Origin of the sequence: Streptomyces sp. NBC_00448, assembly GCF_036014115.1 — a bacterium.
In the GTDB taxonomy this organism is placed as follows: Bacteria; Actinomycetota; Actinomycetes; order Streptomycetales; family Streptomycetaceae; genus Actinacidiphila.
In genome coordinates this window covers 9442193-9461815 of record NZ_CP107913.1, presented here as the reverse complement: position 1 = coordinate 9461815, position 19623 = coordinate 9442193, and the positions used below count along the sequence as shown (strand labels likewise).

Sequence of the window (19623 nt, the reverse complement as noted above, 5' to 3'; positions counted from 1 at the left end):
CGGAGCCCCCGTGACCACAGCAACACCACCGCCCGCGCGCGGCGGCCCCGACGGCAGTGCCGCCGGCGCCACCGGCCGCGCCGACGCCTACGACGCGCCTGCCCTGGCCGGCGCCCTCGCCTCGCCGCGCCCCGACGAGATCACCGCCTGCACCGCGCTGCTCCGGCGCGAGGGCCTGATCGGCCCCGACACCCACGTGTCCTACTTCGGCCTCGCCGAGCAGGACAAGCGCGAGCTGCTCGCCGGCGCGATCGCCCCGCGCCGCTTCCGCGCCATGCTGATCGACCTGCGCACCGGCCTGTCGCACGACGTCGTCGCCTGCCCCGGCGAGGACCGGATCGTGTCGGCCCGCGTGCTGGACACCGCCACCGACGGCCATGTCCCGGTGGTGCTCGCCGAGTTCCCGCTGGTGGAGGAGATCGTGCACCGCGACGAGCGCTGGCTCGCGGCGATGCGCAGGCGCGGCCTGACCGACGTGACGCGACTGCGGGTCAACCCGCTGTCCGCGGGCGTGCCCGGCGCGGGCGAGGACGGCCGCCGCCTCCAGCGCTGCTTCACCTTCGTGCAGAAGACTCCGGACGACCTCGGCTGGGCGCACCCGGTCGACGGCGTCACCGTCGTCGTGGACGTGGTCACCCGCGAGGTCCTCGACGTGCTGGACGTCGCGCAGCTGCCGGTACCGGAGGAGGACGGCAACTACCACGACCCGCGGTGGGTCGGGCAGCCGCCGCGCGCCGGGCTGAAACCGATCGAGATCACCCAGCCCGAGGGCCCGAGCTTCACCATCGACGAGAACGGCGTCATCGACTGGCTCGGCTGGTCCCTCCAGGTCGGCTTCGACCAGCGCGAGGGCCTGGTGCTGCACAACATCGGCATCGACGACGCCGGCCGCCGCCGTCCCGTGCTCTACCGCGCCTCCCTGGCCGAGATGGTCGTCCCCTACGGCGACCCGAGCCCGCAGCGCTGGTTCCAGAACTTCTTCGACTGCGGCGAGTACCTGCTCGGCGGGTTCGCCAACTCCCTGGAACTGGGCTGCGACTGCGTCGGCGACATCACCTACCTCGACGCGGTGCTCGCCGACAGCGAGGGCGGCGTCCACGTCGTCCCGCAGGCGATCTGCATCCACGAGGAGGACACCGGCATCCTGTGGAAGCACTCCGACAACTGGAACGGCTCCACCCAGTCCCGCCGGGGCAGGCGCCTGGTGATCTCCTTCTTCGTCACCGTCGGCAACTACGACTACGGCTTCTACTGGTACTTCTCGCTCGACGGCGCCATCGAGCTGGAGGTCAAGGCGACCGGTGTCGTCTTCACCTCCGGCTACCCCGGCCCCGGCTACGCCTACGCCTCCGAACTCGCCCCCGGCCTCGGCGCGCCGTACCACCAGCACCTGTTCAGCGCCCGGCTGGACATGGCGGTGGACGGCACCGGCAACGCCGTGGACGAGGTGGAGTCCGCCGCGGTGCCGCGCGGGCCGAGCAACCCGACCGGCACCGGCTTCACCCAGACCGTCACCCGGCTGCGCACCGAGTCCGGCGCGCAGCGCCTGGCCGACAACACCCGCAACCGGTCCTGGGTGGTCACCAACCCCTCGGTCACCAACCGGCTGGGCAACCCGGTGGGCTACCAACTCCACCCGGAGGGACGGCCGGTGCTGCTCGCCGACGCCGACTCCGACATCCACCGGCGGGCCACGTACGCCACCCGGCACCTGTGGGTGACGCCGTACGCGCCGGACGAGCGGTACCCGGCGGGCGACCTGGTCAACATGCACCAGGGCGGTGGCGGGCTGCCCGCATGGACCGCCGCCGACCGGTCGGTGGACGACACCGACATCGTGCTGTGGCACACCTTCGGCCTGACCCACTTCCCGCGGCCCGAGGACTGGCCGGTGATGCCGGTCGACTCCGCCGGGTTCGCGCTCAAGCCGTACGGCTTCTTCGACCGCAACCCGACGCTGGACATCCCGGCCCCCACCGCCGCGCACTGCCACGCCGGCGGCCACCACCCGCCCGGGGAAGGCGATCCGGGCGAGCGGCACGGCCCGCACCACGACCACGGAACCCACCACGACGACCACGAGCACGACCATGACCACGACCACGGAAAGGCCGGCGCATGACGACCGCGCAGCCGCTGGGAATCCAGCTCTACAGCGTGCGTGACGACATCGGACCCGCGGACCTCGACCGTACCCTCGCGCGACTGGCGGGCTTCGGTTTCACCCACGCGGAGCCGTACGACATCCTCGGCGACACCGAGCGGCTCGGCGCCGCGCTGCGGGACGCCGGGCTGAGCGCGGCGACCGCCCACGCGTCGGTGCTCCGGCACGACGTGGCGGACATCCTGGACGCCGCGCAGGCGCTCGGCATCGGCTGCGTCATCACGCCGTACGTCGACCCGGGCAGCATCGCCGACCGTGCGGGGGTGGAACGCCTCGCCGACGCGCTCAACGCCGCGGCCCAGACCGCCGCCGCGCGCGGCATCCGGATCGGCTACCACAACCACGACTTCGAGTTCGCCCAGCGTATCGACGGGGTGCCCGTCTACGACGTGCTCACCGGGCTGCTCGATCCCACGGTGGTGCTGGAGGTCGACGTCTACTGGGCGGGGGTGGGCGGTGCCGACGTGTTCGAGCTGCTGCCGCGCCTGGGCGACCGGGTGCGCCATCTGCACGTGGTGCACGAGCGGGAGCCCGGCAACGACCGCCCGGTGCTGGGCGTCGACACGGCCGGCCGGATGGACGAGGTGCTGGCGCTGACCGCTGCGCACGTGGAGCTGCCCGTCGTCGAGGTGGTCGCCCACCACAGCGACGTCTGGCCGCTGGTCGAACGCAACGCCGCGTACTTCCTGGCCGGGGGTGCCGCATGAGCGCGCCCGTGCGGGTCGCGGTGGTCGGCGCCGGCGACATCTCCGCCCAGTACCTCGATGCCTTCACCGGCTACCCCGACCTCGCCGTCACCGCCGTGGCCGACCTGGTGCCCGCCCGCGCCCGCGCGCAGGCCGAGGCGTACGGCGTACCGGCCTGGGGCACCACCGACGAGGTGCTGCGCCGCGACGACGTGGACCTGGTGGTCAACCTGACCGTCCCCGCCGCCCACGCCGAGGTCGCGCTGGCCGCGATCGCGGCGGGCAAGCACGTGTGGGGCGAGAAGCCGCTGGCCCTGGACCGGGCGAGCGCCCGCGCCGTCCTGGACGCCGCGGCCGCCGCGGGCGTCGTGGTCGGCAACGCCCCCGACACCGTGCTCGGCCCCGGCGTGCAGACCTCCCACCGGCTGCTGGCCGAGGGCGCGATCGGCACGCCCAGGACGGTGCTCACCCTGATGCAGGGCCCCGGGCCCGATCTGTGGCACCCGCGGCCGCAGTTCCTCTTCGCCAAGGGCGCAGGCCCCCTCTTCGACATCGGCCCCTACTACGTGACCGCCCTGGTCCAACTGCTGGGCCCGGTCGTGTCGGTGAGCGCGAGCGGCCAGAGCCCGCGCCCGCAGCGGATCATCGGCGCGGGGCCGGACGCCGGCACCGCCTTCCCGGTGGAGGTGCCCACCCACGTCAGCGTCGTGACCACCTTCGCCTCCGGGGCGGTCGGCACCTCCGTCTACAGCTTCGACTCGCCGCTGCGCCGCCAGCTCTTCGAGATCACCGGCTCCGACGGTGTCATGGAGGTGCCGGTGAGCGGCTTCGACGGCGACACCCGGCTGCTGACCGACACCACGCCCGGCGCGCCGTGGACCACGGTGCCCGCCGTCGGCGTCCCGAGCGGCCGGGGCGTCGGCGTCCTCGAACTGGCCCGCGCCCTGCGGTCCGGCACCCGCCCGCGCGCCAGCGGCGAGTTGGCGTACCACGTGCTCGACGTGATGCTCGCGGTCGAGGAGTCCGTCGACCTCGGCGCACCCGTGCGGGTGGCGAGCAGCGCACCCGAGGTGCCCCCGATCCCACCGCAGTGGGACCCCACCACACGGACCTACGACGGAACGGAGCAGACATGAGCGAGGGATACCTCCCCTACGCCACGGCCCGCGCGACCCAGGGCGAGGAACTGGAAGCCGCGATCGCCCGGCTGACCCCGTCGGTGGCCTCGCTCGCCACGGCCGGGCTGCTCACCGGCCCGGGACCGGTGTTCGTCGGGATCGGCGCCAGCCTGGCGGCCGCCTGCGCCCCGGTGTGGTCGCTGCGCAGCCGGGGCGTGCACTCCTGGCGGCTGGGCGCCGGCGACCACCCGCTGCCGTTCCCCGCCAGCCGGCACCCGGTGTTCGGCGTCTCGCAGAGCGGCCGCAGCTCCGAGACGCTCGCCGTGCTCGAATCCGTCGAGCCGTCGCTGCGGCACGCCGTGGTCAACATGACCCCCTCGCCGATCGCGGACATCGCCACCGGCGTGCTCGACATCGGCAGCGTGCCCGACAGCTACGCCTCCACCATCGGCTACACCGCGACCGTCGCCGCGCTCGGCATGCTCGCCGACGCGTGGGACGGCGGCGCGCCGGACGAGGGCTGGGCCCGGCTCGGCGCACTGTTCGCCGCGACGGAGAAGGAACTGCGCGAGCAGGTGCGGGCGCTGGCCCCGCTGTTCGCGACCGCCACCTCCGCGGACTTCGTCGGCGCCGGCCCCGCGGTGGGCTCCGCCGAGGCGTCCGCGCTGCTCTTCCGCGAGGTCGTCCGTATCCCCTCGACCGGGATGAGTACCCGCCAGTACCTGCACGGCGCGATGGAGTCGGCCGGCGGCGGGGTGCACGTGGTCTTCGGCGACGAGCGCGAGCACACCGTGGCCGACACCCTCGCGGCCGCGGGGCACCCGGTGGTGCTGGTCACCTCGGCGCCGCCCGAGAAGCGGCCGAGGCTGCACCCGGTGCGGGTGCCGCGGCTGCCTGCGGCGCAGCGCGCGGTGCTGGAGATCCTGGTCGCGCAGATCCTCGTCGAGGCCGTCGCCGAGGTCCGCGCCGTGGACATCGAGGAGTTCGTGTTCCACAACGCCGACATCAAGGTGACCGGGGGGCCGACGGTATGAGGGTCCTGGTCGGCGCCGACATCGGCGGCACCAAGGTCGCGATCCGGGTCGCGGCCCCGGACGGCACGGTCCGCGCCGACGTCGAACTGCCCTCCACCGGTTGGGAGGCCGCCCCGGTCCGGCACGCCGCGCGCTGGCTGCTGGACCGGGTGCGCACCGTGCTGCCCGCGGGCGACGAGGTCGCCGCCCTCGGCGTCGGCGCGCAGGGCTGCGACACGCAGGAGCACTGCGCGCACCTCGGCGCGGCCCTCGAAGCGCTCGCGGTGCCCGCGAGCGTCGTCAACGACGCCGCGCTGCTGGTGCCGGCCGCCGGTCTGGAGCAGGGGATCGGCGTCATCGCCGGCACCGGCTCCATCGCGGTGGGCACCGGCGCCGACGGCACCGTCCTGTTCGCCGGCGGCTGGGGCTGGGTGCTCGGCGACGAGGGCAGCGCGCCGGCGATCGTACGGGAGGCGGCGAAGGCGGCGCTGGCCGCACACGACATGGGCCTGCCCGACGACGGACTGCTCTCCGCGCTCCTCGCCCACTACGGTGTGGCCGACGCCCCCGGGCTCGCCCGCGCGGTCAACGACTCCCCCACGCCTGCGACTTGGGGCCCCGCCGCGCCCGCGGTCTTCGCCGCGGCCGCCGCGGGTTCCTCGCTCGCCGCCGAGGTGGTGGACGTGGCCGCGGCCGAACTGGCCTCGCTCGTCTACCGCTTGCGTGCGCGCGGCGCCACCGGCCGCACCGTCGTGGCCGCCGGCGGCGTGGTCCTCGCCCAGCCCCTCCTCGCCGACGGCCTACGCTCCCACCTCGCCGCGGCCCAACCCGATCTGACGCTCCGTCTGCTGGAAGTCCCCCCGGTCGCCGGCGCGGTGGCGCTGGCCAAGTCCCGGCTGACGGCCCCCTGACCCAAGGGGCGTGCCCGGCGACCAGGGGCGCGGGGAACTGCGCGACAAGCCACTCCCCGGGCACAAGGTCCCGGAACCGAGAGAACGGGGCACCCCGGAGGGTCAGGGGCACAGGGCACCCCGGAGCACGTATGAACCCCGAAAGGAGCCGAACATGGCAACGCACAACCCCCCATGGTCGAAAGCCATTTACACGGACGGACGATTCCACCCGCCCACCGCCGGAGGCACCCTCCAGGTCCGCGACAAGTCCTCCGGCGAGCTGCTCGGCGTCGCCGGCGACGCCGGCACCTCCGACGTCGACGCCGCCGTGGCGTCATCGGTGACCGCGCAACGCGCATGGGCGGCGCTCCCGTACACCGAGCGCGCAGCGATCCTCCGCGGCGTCGCAACGGCCCTCGAACACGCCGACGGCTTCCGCGAGTTGATCGTGCGGGAGACCGGCAGCATCGCCGGCAAGGCCGACTACGAGATCGCCTCCGCGGTCGGCGAGCTGACCGAGGCGGCGGCGCTGGCCTCCCGGCCGGTCGGCGAGGTGCTGCAGACCGGGCACCCGGGCCGCTTCTCGGTGGGCGAGCGCGTGCCGGTCGGCCTGGTCGCCGCGATCACGCCGTGGAACTTCCCGCTGGTGCTGGGGATGCGGGTCATCGCACCCGCGCTCGCGCTCGGCAACACCGTGCTGCTCAAGCCCTCGCCGGAGACGCCGCTGTCCGGCGGCCTGGCGATAGCGGAGCTGTTCGAGCAGGCGGGGGCGCCGGCCGGCGTCTTCCAGGTGCTGCCCGGCGGCGAGGAGGTCGGGCGGAGGCTGGTCGAGCACCCGGACGTGGCGATGGTGCACTTCACCGGTTCGACGACGGTCGGGCGGCAGATCGCGAGCACCGCAGGGTCCCTGCTCAAGAAGACCTCGCTGGAACTCGGCGGCAACAACGCCCTCGTCGTCCTGGCCGACGCCGACGTCGATCAGGCCGCGATGATCGGGGCGTGGTCGAGCTTCCACTACCAGGGGCAGACCTGCATCAGCGCGGGGCGGCACATCGTCGATCGCGCGGTCGCCGACGCCTACCTGCGCAACCTGTCGGAGCGCGCCGCGGCCATCACCGTGGGCGACACCTTCCGGGACCAGACCGGTCTCGGTCCGATCATCAACGACGTCCAACTGGCGCGCGCCAGGCGGCTGCTCGACGAGGCGGTGGCCGGCGGTGCGCGGGTGCTGACCGGCGGCACCAACGAGGGCCGGTTCTTCCGCCCGACCGTCGTGGTGGACGTCGATCCGGCCTCCGCGCTGTGGACGGAGGAGATCTTCGCGCCCATCGCGCCGGTCGCGGTCGTCGACGGCGCCGAGAAGGCGGTCGAACTCGCCAACGACACCCGCTACGGCCTGGTCTCCTCGGTCGTCGGCTCCGACATCCACCGGGCCACCGAGGTCGCCCGCCGCCTGAACTCCGCGATGGTCCACGTCAACGACGCGACGCCCCAGGACGAACCGCTCGCCCCCTTCGGTGGGATCGGCCACTCCGGGCTGGGCGGCCGGGCCGGGGGCGACGCGAACCTGGAGGAGTTCACCGAGCGCCGCTGGCGCACGGTCGCGAGCGAACCGGTCCACTACCCGTACTAGGGCCTGGCCGGGCCGACGGTCCTCCGGGGCCGGCCCTTCGCACCACCACCGGCACGGGCCCGCCCGGAGACCCTCCGTAGGTCAGGCGTAGGCCCGCCGTCGGTCGGGCACCGCTGAGTTCCGGGCCGCCGCGACGTCAACAGTCACGACGTCGACGGTTCCGACGTTCCGCGTGCGCGGGCGGTCCGTCGTCCGCGTCGCCGGTCCCTCCCACCCAGCGGAAGGCACGATGAGTGAAGTGGCGATGGCCGTCGGGCTCGTGGGAGCGGGGATGTGCCTGGCCGAGCGGCTCGCCGCCCGGGCCCGGGCCTGGGGGCCGGCCGCGGTCGTCGCGGTGGTGATGGCGCTGATGGCCTGCGGGGTGTGCGGGACGCCGCTGGTGGCGGGGGCCTGCGCCGTCGCGGGGGCCGGGGTGTGGACCGCGCTGGCCGGCCCGTGCCGCGGCCGGACCGCGGCCGTCGTGGACCTGGCCACGATGGCGCTGCTGACCGCGGCGGTCGCCCGTCCCGGGTCCGCCGGGCACACCGGGCTCACCGGGCTCACCGGGCTCACCGGGGCGGCGGGCCACCGCCCCGGCATGCGGATGCCCGGCGGCGAGGGGGCGTACGACGTGCGGTTCTTCGTGTTCGTCGTCGCCTGCTGGCTGGTGGCGCGGACGGGCGTCCACGTCGCCGCGCTGGCGGGCTCCGGCGCGGGCCCGGCACCCGGGCGTGGGCGCGCCGATCCCGGGCCGGACGATCCCGGGCCGGCCGCGGCGCTGCTTCACGAGGCGGGCAGCGCCGCGATGGTCGTCGCGATGGCGGCGATGCTCGCGTGACGGCGCAGCTGCGTACGTTTGACAACCACCGCCGCCCGGAACGTCCGGGCGGCACGAGGGAAGGGGCGGTACCCGAGGGTGCGTTCGACCGATGACTCCGCGACGATCCTGACCGCGCACCTGGGCCACGGCCTCGCCGCCGCCAAGGCCGTGGTCGCCGTGCTGCCCGACGGCCGCGCGCCGCGTGTGGCCGAACTCCTGGGCCCGGGCGGCCCCCACCCGCTCACCGCGGGCCCGGTCGGTGCCGTCCCGGGCTGGCGGGCGGGGCCCTTCGCGCGCGTCCCGCTCCCCCGGGACCTGCCCGCCGGCACGTACACCGTGCGGATCGTGGACGGCGGCGGGCGCGAGACGGTCTCGGAGCCGTTCGAGATCGCCCCGGACCGGCTCCAGCGGCAGACGATGTCCGACGTGCTCGCGTACTTCCGGGCGATGCGCTCCAGCGGCGAGATCGACCGCAAGGACCGGCACGCGCGGCTGTGGGCCGACGACAGCGGGCGGGAGGTGGACGCGAGCGGCGGCTGGCTGGACGCGAGCGGCGACCCGAGCAAGTTCCTCAGCCACCTCACCTACACCCGCACCATGAGCCCGCAGCAGATCCCGCTGTGCGCCTGGGCGTTGGCGGCGGCCGGGGACGTGCTCGCCGAGCGGCATCCCGAGCTGGTCCGCTCGCTCGGCGCCCGGCTGCGCGACGAGGCCCTGTGGGGCGCCGACTTCCTGGTCCGCTTCCGTGCCCCCGAGGGCTACTTCTACACCGGCGTCTTCGACGCGCTCACCAAGCGGCTGGACGAGCGGTTCGTGACGGCGCCGCTGGCGGAGTGCGTCCGTACCGACGGCTACCAGGCCGCGTACCGGCAGGGCGGCGGCCTCGCGATCGCCGCGCTGGCCCGCGCCTCCACCCTCGACGACCACGGCGACTTCACCGGCGCGCAGTACCTGGACGCGGCGCTGGGCGGCTTCGCGCACCTCGAAGCGCACAACCTGGAGTACCTCGACGACGGCACCGAGACGGTGGTCGACGACTACGCGGCGCTGCTGGCGGCCTGCGAACTGGTCGCGGCCGGCGCCCCGGTGGTCGCGGCGGCCCGGCGCCGGGCACGGCTGCTGGTGCGCCGGTACGTACGGCCGGACGGCGGCGGGCCCGGCTGGTTCACCGCCGACGCGGAGGGGCGGCCCTTCTTCCACGCGGTGGAGGCGGGCCTGCCCGTCCTCGCCCTGCTCCGTTTCGCGGCCGTCCTCCCCGACTCCCCCGAGGCCGGCGAGGCCCGTTCGCTGGCGGTGCGGGCGATGCTCGACACGCTCGCCCGCACCTCCGCGGTGCCGAACCCGTTCGGCTACCCGCGGCAGCGGGTGCGCCCTGCGGGCGGCACCGACCGTGACGCGTTCTTCTTCCCGCACGCCAACGAGACCGGCTACTGGTGGCAGGGCGAGAACGCCACCATCGCCTCGCTCGCCGCGGCGGCGTCCTTCTGCGCCGGCGCCGAGGGCGTGTCCGCGGCCGACCGGGAGCGGCTGCTGGACTTCGCCGACGACCAGTTGGCGTGGATCACCGGCCGAAATCCCTTCCAGGCGTGCATGCTTCAGGGCCGCGGACGCGGCAACGTGGACTACGCCTCGGACTTCCCCAACCTGCCCGGCGGCATCGTCAACGGCATCACCTCCGGCTGGACGGACGAGGACGACATCGCCTTCCTCCCCGCGAACGCCCCGGAGGAGGAGTCGTGGCGGTGGGCCGAGCAGTGGATTCCGCACACGGGCTGGTTCCTCCTCGCGGTGGCCGCCGCACGCTGACCCCGGGCGCCCGGGCGGCCCCGCGGGCGCTCAGGTCTGCACGGCGTAGAAGAGACCGCTCTTGCTGCCGACGTAGACGACGCCGTCCGCCACGGTCGGGGACCAGGCGGGGCCGTTCGTGGGGAAGGCCCAGCGCTGCTTGCCCGTCGCGGCGTCCACCGCGTAGAGGTGGCTGTCGGCGCTGCCGGTGTACACCACACCGTCCGCCACGGCCGGTCGGGAGTCGACGAGGTCGCCGGTGCGGAAGGCCCAGCGTTTGGCGCCCGTCCTCGCGTCGAGCGCGTACAGGCGCTGGTCGTCGGCGCCGAAGTAGACCGCGTCGCCGGCGACCGTGGGCGTGGAGTTCACCCCCTCCACATCGAAGGCCCAGCGCTTCGTGCCCTTGACGGCGTCGAGCGCGTACAGGTGGTGGTCGAGGCTGCCGAAGTAGACCGTGCCGCCGGCGACCGTGGCCGACGAGCCGACCACGTGGCCGGTCAGGAAGGACCAGCGCACCTTGCCGGTGGCCGCGTCCAAGGCGTGGAGGTAGTGGTCCAGCGTGCTGATGTAGACCAGGCCGCCGGCCACGGCGGGCGACAGGGTGATCAGGCCGTCGTGCGGGAAGTGGTGGCTCCAGCGCTTGCTCCCGGTGACGGCGTCCAGCGCGTACAGGTTCGCGTCGGCGCTGCCGAAGTAGAGCACCCCGTCGACCATCACGGGCGACGAGTCGATGAGGTTGCCGGTACGGAAGACCCAGCGCTTCCGTCCCGTCGTGACGTCCAGCGCGTACAGGTTGCCGTCGTCGCTGCCGGCGTAGAGCAGGCCGTCGGCGACGGCCGCCGTCGACCGCATCAGGCCGTCGCCGGCGAAGGTCCAGCGCTGCCTGCCCGTCGCGGCGTCGAGGGCGTAGAAGTTGTGGTCGTTGCTGCCGAAGTAGACGACGCCGCCGACGACGGTCGGCGTCGTCTCCACCTGGTCGCGCGCGATGAACTGCCAGCGCTTCTGGCCGGGTCGGAACGTGCGCTTCGGTGTGGAGGGGGTCGGTCCGGTGGTGGGGGCTCCTCCGGCGGAGGGCGAGCCGGCCGAGCCGGAACCGTCGTCGTTGGCCTTCCACAGGGCGATGCCCGCTCCGGCGGCCACCGCGACGCCGGTCAGGGCGAGCAGGGCGCTGCGCCGCGAGAGGGGGCCGGGAACGACGCCGGGGTACGGAATCACCGGTGGTGCCGGGTCGGGTGCCGGGTGGTCCGGAGCTTGCGGCGGGACGAGGCCCGGGGCAGCCCGGTCGCCGGGCTGGGTGAGCGCCTCGTGCAGGGCGGGAGCGGGGGCGGCCGGCGGCTCGGCGGCAGCGTGCAGCGTCGGCGCGTGGGGTATGTCCGGCGCCGCGGGAGGTACGGCCGTACCCCGCGGTGGCGCGGAGGCGGCGTCCGCAACGGTCGGAGTGGGGCGGGGAGTCGGAGTCGTCCCCGCAGCCGGGGCCTCGCTGTGCCCCGCAGGCGCGTCCCCGGTCGACGGCGACGACGGCTCGGGAGCCGCGGCCGGTTCGGCGCCCTGGTTGCGGGGCAACGCGGCCGCGCTCCGCTCCCGGACGAAGCGGTTGACCGCGTCCGGCATCCAGCCCTCGGTCAGCAGCAGCGTCGCGTCGGACGCCGCCCGGTCCTCTCGCGTGCCCATCAGGCGGAGCAACTCCCCCACCTCCGGCCGGTCTTCGGGCCGCTTCGCCAGGCAGGCCGCCACCAGGTCGCGCACCTCGGCCGGCAGGGCGGAGAGGTCGGGCTGCTCGTACACCGCGCGGAAGTGCAGGGCGTGCGGGGTGCCGGTGCCGAACGGGCCGATGCCGGCGGCGGTGAACGCCAGGACCGCGCCGAGCGCGAAGACGTCGCCGGCCGGGCCGACCGGCGTCCCGGTCAGTTGCTCGGGAGACATGAAGCCGGGTGTGCCGATCGTCATGCCGGTGTGGGTCAGCGCGCTGGCCTCGCTCGCCGACGAGATGCCGAAGTCGATCACCCGGGGTCCGTCGGGCGCCAGCAGCACGTTGGACGGTTTCAGGTCGCGGTGGACGACACCCGCCGCGTGGATGGCCTCCAGCGCCTCGGCGAGACCCGCGCCGAGCGCCAGGACCGGCTCGGCGGGCCAGGGACCGTGCTCGGCCACCGCCTCGCCCAGCGACACCCCGGAGACGTAGACGGTCGCCAGCCACGCGGGCGCCCCGTCGGGGTCGGCATCGACGACGCCCGCGGTGAAGGCCCCGTTCACGCGCCGGGCGGCCGTCACCTCGCGGGCGAAGCGGCGGCGGAAGTCACCGTCCCGGGCCAGTTCCGGCCGGACCACCTTCACCGCGACCGGGCGCCCGCCGGGCGAACGCCCCAGGTACACCTGCCCCATGCCGCCCGCGCCGATCCGCGCCACGATCCGGTACCGCCCGACCTGGTGCGGGTCCTCTGGTTCCAGGACGTCGAACACGGCCCGCTCCTCCTTGCGACACGGCAGCTGTCCCCGGGTACTTGACAGCGCATCATGTCAGATCGGCATCCTGCGCCGACCAGGCCCGCGGGGTGGGGTCAGGAGTCGAAGCCGGCGGTCCAGGGCTCGTGCCACGGCGGGCGGCCGTGGACGAGCGCGTCGGCCTCGGTGGGTCCCCAGGTGCCGGGCTCGTAGGGGTGCAGCGGGGCGGGGTCGTCGAGGAGGGGCTGGACGATCCGCCACGCCTCCTCGACGCCGTCCTCCCGGGTGAACAGGCTGTGGTCGCCGACGAGGGCGCCGTGCAGCAGGCGCTCGTAGGGTTCGAAGGGCTCGCCGAGTTCCCGCATGAAGGACGCGTCCAGGGTCAGCGGGCGCCAGGTCTGCTCGCCCTGGGCGACGAGTTGCAGGCGCACGCCCGGGTCCGGGTCGATCCGCAGCACGATCTGGTTCTGCTCGGCCTGGTGGGGGGTGGGCAGGAACGCCAGCCGTGGGGCGCGGCGCAGGACGAGGCGCACCTCGGTGTTGCGCACCGGCAGGTTCTTCCCGGCGCGCAGGAAGAACGGGACGTCGATCCACTTCCAGTTGTCGACCTCCAGCCGCAGCGCGATGTACGTCTCGGTGTCGGAGTCGGCGGCCACGCCGGGAGTGTCGCGGTAACCGGCGTACTGGCCGCGGACGCTGTGGCGGGGGTCGGCGGCGCGTACGGCCTTGAGCACCTCGGCCTTGCGGTCCCTGAGGCTGTCGGCGCCCGCGTCGGCGGGCGGGTCCATGGCGACGGCGGCGAGCACCTGGAGCAGGTGGTTCTGGACCACGTCGCGCAGCGCTCCGACGGGGTCGTAGAACGCGCCGCGGTCCTCGATGCCGAAGTCCTCCGCCATGGTGATCTGTACGGCGCAGACGCTGTCGCGGTCCCACAGGCCGGCCAGGGCGGGGTTGGCGAAGCGCAGGTACTCCAGCTCGATGACCGGTTCCTTGCCGAGGAAGTGGTCCACGCGCAGGAGCTGGTCCTCGCGCAGGACGGCGCGCAGGCGGGTGTTGAGGGCGCGCGCGGAGGCGAGGTCGTGGCCGAACGGCTTCTCGACGGCGACCCGTGCGTCGGACAACAGGTCGGCGACGCTGAGCTGTTCGACGATGGGGCCGAAGAGCTGGGGCGGCATTTCGAGGTAGTACAGGGCGGAGTGGCCGGGGCCGATCTCCGCGCCGAGCCGCGTGTAGAGCGCGGGGTCGGTGACGTCGCCGTGCAGGTAGGTGACGCGCTCGGCGAACCGCCGGAAGACGCCGTCGTCGATCTGCTGCCCGGTGGCGGCGATACGGTCCCGGGCCTGCGCGACGAAGTCGGCCGTGGTCATCTCGCTGCTGGCCACGCCGATGACGCGGCAGCTGAGGAGGCCGCGCTTTTCGAGCCGGTACAGGGCGCGCAGTGTCATCTTGCGGGCGAGGTCGCCGGTGATGCCGAACACGACCAGGGTGTCCGCGGCTCTCGGCTGCTCGGTGGGGGTCATCACGCGGTCCTCCCGGTGCTGCGGAGCCTGGCGCGCGCCGGGCCGGGCACACGCGCGCCCTTTTTCCAGGGTGCGCCCTGGCGGGGCGGATCACCAGGAAGGCTCGCCGGGGAGCGGGGAACGGGGCGGCCGGTACGGGGGCGGTGTGGGGCGTTCTGGCGTTCAGTGACGGTCGGGACCGGGGTCCGGGTAGGGAGCGGGGTCCGGCTCTTCGGGGGCGTCGGGTATCGCGTCGAGGCAGCAGCGGACGAAGTCCTGGATGACGGGATCGCCGTCGTCGGCGGGCGCCCAGGCCACGCAGACCCGGCTGGGACTCACGCCGGTGACCGGGCGGTAGGTGACGCCGGGCCGTGCGTAGAAGCGGGCCGCGGACTCGGGGGCGAGCGCGATGCCGTCGCCGTTGGCGATCGCGCTGAGCCACTCGTCGGGCTGGTCGGTGACGGCGCCGATCCGGACCGGGCGGCCGTCGCGTTCACCGGCCGCCGTCCAGTACTCCTGCCACTGGCCGGTCTCGGCCTTCGCCGCCACGTACGGCTCGTCCCACAACTCGCGGAAGGCGATGGAGGTGCGCGAGGCCAGCGGGTGGGCGGACGGCAGCGCGACGCACCGCGGTTCGGTGAACAGCACCTCCCACCGGTAGGAGTCCTGGTCCGGGAAGGGCATCCGCAGCAGCCCGACGTCCACCTCGCCCGCGGCCAGCCCGGCGGTCGGGTTCGACCAGGACGCCTGCCGCAGGTCGGCGCGCCAACCGGGCCGGCGGCGGGCGAACTCCGCGACGATGGACGGCGTCGCCTCGTTGGCCGCGCTGGCCAGGAAGCCAACCCGCAGCACGCGCGCCGCCCGTCCTTCCGCGGCCTGCGTCTGGCGCAGCACGCGGTCCCAGTCGGCCAGCAGCGCGGGCACCCGCTCGGCCAGCGCGCGGCCCGCCTCGGTCAGCGCCATACCGGACCGGGACCGGGTGAACAGCCGCATCCCGAGCTGGTTCTCCAGCTGCTTGATCTGCTTCGTCAGCGCGGGCTGCGACACGTACAGCCGCTCCGCGGCGCGGGTCAGCGTCCCCTCGGCGGCCACGGCTGCGAAATAGCGCAGCAACCGCGTGTCCACATCCATTCCGCCAGGTTATAGATGCAGGTATTGGACGGCAACTGGGGGTTCGACCAGGGTGGGTCGTGCGGGTGGACGGGGTTCCGGCGCAGGAGCGGAGCCCGCCGCCGACGGCGCTCCCCGCGGTCTCCACGTGCCGTGCGGTCGGACGCCCGGTAGCCGTCCGCCGCCCTCCACCCCACCGCCTCGCTGCCCTACCGCCGCACCGGACGGGACCCCCGTACCGGACCCACCGAACAGGAGACGTACGTGTACCTCGCCTACGCGACTATCACCGCCGTCACGATCGCGATCAACGGCGGCATGGCCGTCGCCGACCTCGCGAAGGCGGACTTCGTCCTCGCCAACTCCGCGCGGGTGGGCGTGCCCGCGTCCTGGGCCCGCCCGCTCGGCACGCTCAAGGGCGCCGGCGCGGTCGGGCTGCTGCTCGGACTGCTGGGCGTGCTGCCCATCGGCATCGCCGCCGCGATCGGACTCGTGCTGTACTTCGTCGGCGCGATGGCGGTGCACATCAAGACCCGCGTCTTCGCCAACATCGCCTTCCCCGCCGCCTACTTGGCGCTGGCCGTCGCCTCGCTCGCGCTGGCCGTCGCACGCTGAGCGCGGCGCCCGCCCCGGAGCGACGCCGGGTGCGCGCGCCCTCCACGGCGCGCGCGTCCTCCGGCGTACGCCTGTCCTAGCTGTCGGCGGCCGTCGCCCCGTGCCAGCGCACCTCGCCGTCGTGCCACTGGCCGGTGGGTGCGAGCCCGGCGGCGGTGGCGACGGCGGCCGAGGCGGCGTGGTCCGGGTGGATGTGGGCGATCACGGTCGGAACGCGCTGCCCGGCGAGCCAGTCCACCAGCCCGCGCGCGGCCTCCGTGGCGATGCCGCGGCCCTGCCACGGCGTGCCGACCACCCACGCGATCTCGGCGACCTGCCCGCCGTCCTCGATGCCGACGGTCGCCTGGACGGTGCCCACCAGGCAGCCGTCCGCGCGCAGCCGGACCACCCAGTTCAGCCAGCCCACGGCGGGGTCGGGCGAACCCGCGGCCAACCGCTCGTACCGCGACCGCAGCGCCTCGGGGGTGGCCGGCTCGCCGCCGATGTAGTGGTGCAGGGCAGGGTCGGCGAGCACGCCCGCCATCTCCCCGGCGTGCCCGGGCTCCAACGGCAGCAGGTCGAGACGGCCGGTCTCGAACGGCAGCGGGGCCAGGCACCCGGCGCGGGCCCGGTCGATCGCCACGTCATTGCTCCTTCTGCGGTGTCCGGTCGGGCGGCGTCCGCCCGCGGGGTGTGCGTGGACCCGGATGCGGTGGTCGCGGCCACCCCCGCCGGATTCGTACGCGGGTGCGGGTCGTACGGCTCCCGGTGGTACTTTCCCGCGTCCGTGCCGACCGCGCCCGCAGCATACACAGCAGGCGGCATCTCACAATGCGGTCCCGTCGTTGACAATGACGACGTGGTGGCACGGTCCGGTCCGCGGCTCCGCATGGGGCCGGCCGGGCGGGACGGGACGAGGGGGAAGGTCGGGATGGCCGGGACGGGCAGCGCGGGCAGAACGGGTGGAGCGGATTCGGCGGACGCGGCGGGCTCCGCGGACCCGGCGGCCGGGGCGGACGACGCGACGGCCGCCGTGCTGGCCGAGCGGGCCGCGCGGGCGGCGGGCGGGCTGTTGCGGCGGCTGCGCGGGACGCAGGCGGCGCGGGGACGCCCGAAGGACGGCCACGAGATCGTCACCGACGCGGACTTGCGGGCGGACGCGCTGATCAGGGACGTGCTCGCGGCGCGTTTCCCCGCGCACCGGATGGTCAGCGAGGAGACCTGGGACGGGTGGCGGGAGGGCATGTTCGACGGTCCGGTGTGGGTGGTGGACCCGATGGACGGCTCGACGAACTTCGCGCACGACTACCCGTACGTCTCGGTGTCGGTGGCCTTCGCGGTCGACGGTGTGGTGCGGGCGGGCGCGGTGCACGCGCCGTTCCTGGGGCAGACGTTCACCGCGGTGAAGGGCGGCGGGGCACGCTGCAACGGGTCGCGGCTGGCGGTCGCGGACACGTCGGTGCTGGGCGACGCCCTGGTGGGCACGGGATTCCCGCACCGGCGCGAGGAGTTGGACGCGGTGCTGGAGCGGGTGCGGCGGCTGCTGCTGAACTGCCGTGACGTGCGGCGCGCGGGTTCGCCCGCGCTGGACATCTCGCTGGTCGCGACGGGCATGCTCGACGCGCACACCGAGAGCCTGGCGCCCTGGGACGTGGCCGCGGCCGGGCTGATCGCCACGGAGGCGGGGGCGCGGCGCGGGAACCTGCTGCCCGAGCCGTTCCCGCTGCCACCCGACCTGTCGGGCACGGGCGTCGTCGTGGCGGCGCCGGGGGTGTACGACGCGCTGTGGGAGTTGCTGGCGGCGGAGGGCGAGGTGGCCTGAGCGCTCGGCGCTTCCGCGTCACCGCCCACGCTCGGCGCTAGCGCATCACCGCCCGCGCTCGGCGCTTCCGCGTCACCGCCGTCCCGACGACATCGGTTACGCGGAGGCCCCGTGACCGGCCGAGTGGTCCATGCGGCGCAGCGCCGGGAGCATCAGGATGCCCAGCAGGATGGTCGGCACGCCGCCGATCACGAGCGACCAGCGGCTGCCGAAGTCCTGGGCGACCCAGCCGACCAGCGGCCCGCCGACCACGGTGGTGCCGCCCCAGGCCAGCGCCCACAGCGCCATCACGCGGCCGCGCATCGCGGGTGCCGCGGCGAGCTGGAGCGCGGTCTTGGACAGCGAGTTGAAGCTGATGCTGCCGTAGCCGACGAAGAACAGCGCGAGCAGTTCCCAGGGCAGCGTCGGGGCGAACGCGGCCGCGGTGATGGCGACGCCCCAGCCGGCGGCGGCGAACGCGAGGGTGCTGCTGCGCCGGGGGTTGCCGCGGCTGGCGGTCACGAGGCCGCCGATCACCGCGCCCACCCCCATGACGGCTGCCATCGCGCCGTAGGTGCCCGCGCCGCCGTGCAGGGCGCCGCGCGCCACCAGCGGGAGCGTGACCGGGAACTCGTAGGCGAGCGCGCCGGTGACCGTGATCATCACCAGCGGCAGCAGCAGCGCCGGGGTGCGGAAGGCGTAGCGCAGGCCGGCCCTGACCTGGCCCTTCTCGCGGGGCGGGCGGTCGACGGGGTTCATTTCGGCGGGCCGCATGAGGACGAGGCTGACCAGCACGCCCGCGAACGACGCGGCGTTGAGCACGAAGCAGGTGGTCAGGCCGGCCCCGGCGACGAGGGCGCCGCCGGCCGCCGCGCCGAGCACGCGGGCGAGGTTGACCGACACGGAGTTGAGGGTGACCGCGTTCGCGAGCCGCTCGCGCGGCACCAGGTCGCCGATCAGGCTCTGCCGGGCCGGGTTGTCGACCACGGTGAGCACGCCGAGCGCCAGCGACAGCGCGACCACCCCGGTGAAGCTCGCGGCGCCCAGGGCCGTCATGAGCGCGAAGGCCAGCGCGACCGCGGCGGACGCGGACTGCGTGACGTACAGCAGGCGGCGCCGGTCGTAGCGGTCGGCGATCAGGCCGCCGAACGGGCCGAGCAGTGCCAGCGGCAGGTAGCGGGCGGCGGTGGCGATCCCGAGGTCGGCGCCGCTGCCGGTCAGCCGCAGCACCAGGAACGCGAGCGCCAGCGTCTGCATCCAGGTGCCCGCGATCGACACCGCGTAGCCCCAGAAGTAGAGGCGGTAGTTGCGGATCGACAGCGAGCTGAAGGCGCGCGGCAGCCGGTGTGCGCGCGCCGCGCCCTTGCCGTAGTCGCCGAGGTCGCCGTGGCCGGGCCCGTCGCCGGTGGCGCGTGCGGCGGCTGTACGGGGGCCGCTCGGCTCGGGTCCCGGCGGCGGGGGCTGGGGCTGGGGCGGGGGCTGCGAAGGGCCGGTCGCGCCCGTCACGTCGGGCCCGCTGTCCGGCCCGGCGTCGCACCTTCGGGCAGCTCGAACTCGGCGAGCCGCTCCAGCAGCTCGCCCGCCGCGACCAACACGCGCTGCTCCTCCGGGTCCAGCAGCGCCTCGACCGCCCGACCCAGCCACGTGTCGCGCTGGCTGCGCGCGTCCGCGACGGCCGCGCTCCCGGCGGGGGTGACCGCCACCAGCACGCGCCGCGCGTCCTCCTCGTCCCGGCTGCGCCGCACGAACCCCGCGCCCTCCAACTCGCGCAGCGCCGCCGCCACGTTCGAACTGGTCATCTGCAGCTCCTCCGCGAGCCCGCGCGGCTGCGCACCCCCCAGCCGATCAGCCGCCGCGAGCACCTGCCGGGCCGTCCTCGACACCCCATGCGTCGGCCCCGCCTCGCGCCGCAACCGCCGCTGAAGCTGCTTGAACTGCGCGCGCAGCCGCAACACCTCACGATCCTCCATACCCCTATTCTACATAGCTATCCCACATAGCCAAGGGCTCCGAGCGAGCAGGGCTGGACGCGGTGGGCCGCGTGCTCCTTGTCCGCCCGGGGGCCGCAGCACGCCGCCCCGGGTGC

General features: G+C 74.8%; 16 protein-coding genes. 10 read left to right on the top strand and 6 right to left on the bottom strand.

The window, feature by feature from the left end:
* The first annotated feature begins 10 nt into the window (after nt 1–10).
* From OG370_RS40630 to OG370_RS40595, 8 genes are all read left to right on the top strand, one after another.
* Nucleotides 11–2122, top strand: coding sequence for a primary-amine oxidase (locus OG370_RS40630; RefSeq protein ID WP_328473456.1), 2112 nt, complete (start codon nt 11–13; stop codon nt 2120–2122).
* On the top strand, nt 2119–2871 hold the full coding sequence (locus tag OG370_RS40625) for a sugar phosphate isomerase/epimerase family protein (protein ID WP_328473454.1): 753 nt from the start codon (nt 2119–2121) through the stop codon (nt 2869–2871). The genes OG370_RS40630 and OG370_RS40625 overlap by 4 nt, the downstream gene beginning before the upstream one ends.
* Complete coding sequence (locus tag OG370_RS40620) at nt 2868–3986, top strand: Gfo/Idh/MocA family protein (protein ID WP_328473452.1); 1119 nt, start codon at nt 2868–2870, stop codon at nt 3984–3986. The genes OG370_RS40625 and OG370_RS40620 overlap by 4 nt, the downstream gene beginning before the upstream one ends.
* Entirely contained in the window at nt 3983–5002 is a 1020-nt protein-coding gene (locus tag OG370_RS40615) for an SIS domain-containing protein (RefSeq protein ID WP_328473450.1), read from the top strand. The genes OG370_RS40620 and OG370_RS40615 overlap by 4 nt, the downstream gene beginning before the upstream one ends.
* Nucleotides 4999–5892, top strand: a complete 894-nt coding sequence (locus OG370_RS40610; RefSeq protein WP_328473448.1) for a BadF/BadG/BcrA/BcrD ATPase family protein — start codon at nt 4999–5001, stop codon at nt 5890–5892. Before OG370_RS40615 ends, OG370_RS40610 begins: the two co-directional genes overlap by 4 nt.
* Before the next feature lie 154 nt (nt 5893–6046).
* Nucleotides 6047–7507, top strand: coding sequence for an aldehyde dehydrogenase family protein (locus tag OG370_RS40605; RefSeq protein ID WP_328473446.1), 1461 nt, complete (start codon nt 6047–6049; stop codon nt 7505–7507).
* A gap of 229 nt (nt 7508–7736) precedes the next feature.
* Nucleotides 7737–8324 (top strand): hypothetical protein, encoded by a 588-nt coding sequence (locus tag OG370_RS40600; RefSeq protein ID WP_328473444.1) that lies wholly within the window; start codon nt 7737–7739, stop codon nt 8322–8324.
* A gap of 78 nt (nt 8325–8402) precedes the next feature.
* Nucleotides 8403–10112: a glycoside hydrolase family 9 protein gene (locus OG370_RS40595; RefSeq protein WP_328473442.1), complete on the top strand. Its 1710-nt coding sequence runs from the start codon at nt 8403–8405 to the stop codon at nt 10110–10112.
* Nucleotides 10113–10142: 30 nt separating this feature from the next.
* Here the strand turns inward: OG370_RS40595 and OG370_RS40590 are convergent, their stop codons facing one another.
* The 3 genes from OG370_RS40590 to OG370_RS40580 all read right to left on the bottom strand — a co-directional run bounded on the left by OG370_RS40590 (nt 10143) and on the right by OG370_RS40580 (nt 15163).
* Complete coding sequence (locus OG370_RS40590; protein WP_328473440.1) at nt 10143–12551, bottom strand: outer membrane protein assembly factor BamB family protein; 2409 nt, start codon at nt 12549–12551, stop codon at nt 10143–10145.
* Nucleotides 12552–12649: 98 nt separating this feature from the next.
* Nucleotides 12650–14053 (bottom strand): glucose-6-phosphate dehydrogenase, encoded by a 1404-nt coding sequence (locus tag OG370_RS40585; RefSeq protein WP_328473438.1) that lies wholly within the window; start codon nt 14051–14053, stop codon nt 12650–12652.
* A 162-nt stretch (nt 14054–14215) separates the two neighbouring features.
* Nucleotides 14216–15163: a LysR family transcriptional regulator gene (locus OG370_RS40580; RefSeq protein WP_328473436.1), complete on the bottom strand. Its 948-nt coding sequence runs from the start codon at nt 15161–15163 to the stop codon at nt 14216–14218.
* A gap of 243 nt (nt 15164–15406) precedes the next feature.
* On the opposite strand from OG370_RS40580, the gene OG370_RS40575 reads away from it, so the two are divergent.
* The gene (locus OG370_RS40575) at nt 15407–15757 is read left to right on the top strand and encodes a DoxX family protein (RefSeq protein WP_328473434.1); all 351 of its coding nucleotides are present in this window, start codon (nt 15407–15409) and stop codon (nt 15755–15757) included.
* Between the two features lie 76 nt (nt 15758–15833).
* On the opposite strand, the gene OG370_RS40570 is transcribed toward OG370_RS40575, so the two are convergent.
* Nucleotides 15834–16379, bottom strand: coding sequence for a GNAT family N-acetyltransferase (locus OG370_RS40570; protein WP_328473432.1), 546 nt, complete (start codon nt 16377–16379; stop codon nt 15834–15836).
* A gap of 288 nt (nt 16380–16667) precedes the next feature.
* Here OG370_RS40570 and OG370_RS40565 point away from each other — a divergent pair, with 288 nt between their 5' ends.
* Complete coding sequence (locus OG370_RS40565) at nt 16668–17558, top strand: inositol monophosphatase family protein (protein ID WP_328473430.1); 891 nt, start codon at nt 16668–16670, stop codon at nt 17556–17558.
* Nucleotides 17559–17654: 96 nt separating this feature from the next.
* Here OG370_RS40565 and OG370_RS40560 read toward each other — a convergent pair whose 3' ends face one another.
* Complete coding sequence (locus tag OG370_RS40560) at nt 17655–19043, bottom strand: MFS transporter (protein WP_328473428.1); 1389 nt, start codon at nt 19041–19043, stop codon at nt 17655–17657.
* Nucleotides 19040–19507 (bottom strand): MarR family winged helix-turn-helix transcriptional regulator, encoded by a 468-nt coding sequence (locus OG370_RS40555; RefSeq protein WP_328473426.1) that lies wholly within the window; start codon nt 19505–19507, stop codon nt 19040–19042. The genes OG370_RS40560 and OG370_RS40555 overlap by 4 nt, the downstream gene beginning before the upstream one ends.
* Between the last annotated feature and the right edge of the window lie 116 nt (nt 19508–19623).

What these genes read in the sequence shown, in the direction of transcription:
- OG370_RS40605 (WP_328473446.1), top strand. Translation starts at nt 6,047, where the DNA reads ATGGCAACGCACAACCCCCCATGGTCGAAAGCCATTTACACGGACGGA.
- OG370_RS40580 (WP_328473436.1), bottom strand. Translation starts at nt 15,163, where the DNA reads ATGGATGTGGACACGCGGTTGCTGCGCTATTTCGCAGCCGTGGCCGCC.
- OG370_RS40565 (WP_328473430.1), top strand. Translation starts at nt 16,668, where the DNA reads ATGGCCGGGACGGGCAGCGCGGGCAGAACGGGTGGAGCGGATTCGGCG.
- OG370_RS40625 (WP_328473454.1), top strand. Translation starts at nt 2,119, where the DNA reads ATGACGACCGCGCAGCCGCTGGGAATCCAGCTCTACAGCGTGCGTGAC.
- OG370_RS40555 (WP_328473426.1), bottom strand. Translation starts at nt 19,507, where the DNA reads ATGGAGGATCGTGAGGTGTTGCGGCTGCGCGCGCAGTTCAAGCAGCTT.
- OG370_RS40585 (WP_328473438.1), bottom strand. Translation starts at nt 14,053, where the DNA reads ATGACCCCCACCGAGCAGCCGAGAGCCGCGGACACCCTGGTCGTGTTC.
- OG370_RS40610 (WP_328473448.1), top strand. Translation starts at nt 4,999, where the DNA reads ATGAGGGTCCTGGTCGGCGCCGACATCGGCGGCACCAAGGTCGCGATC.
- OG370_RS40620 (WP_328473452.1), top strand. Translation starts at nt 2,868, where the DNA reads ATGAGCGCGCCCGTGCGGGTCGCGGTGGTCGGCGCCGGCGACATCTCC.
- OG370_RS40600 (WP_328473444.1), top strand. Translation starts at nt 7,737, where the DNA reads ATGAGTGAAGTGGCGATGGCCGTCGGGCTCGTGGGAGCGGGGATGTGC.
- OG370_RS40615 (WP_328473450.1), top strand. Translation starts at nt 3,983, where the DNA reads ATGAGCGAGGGATACCTCCCCTACGCCACGGCCCGCGCGACCCAGGGC.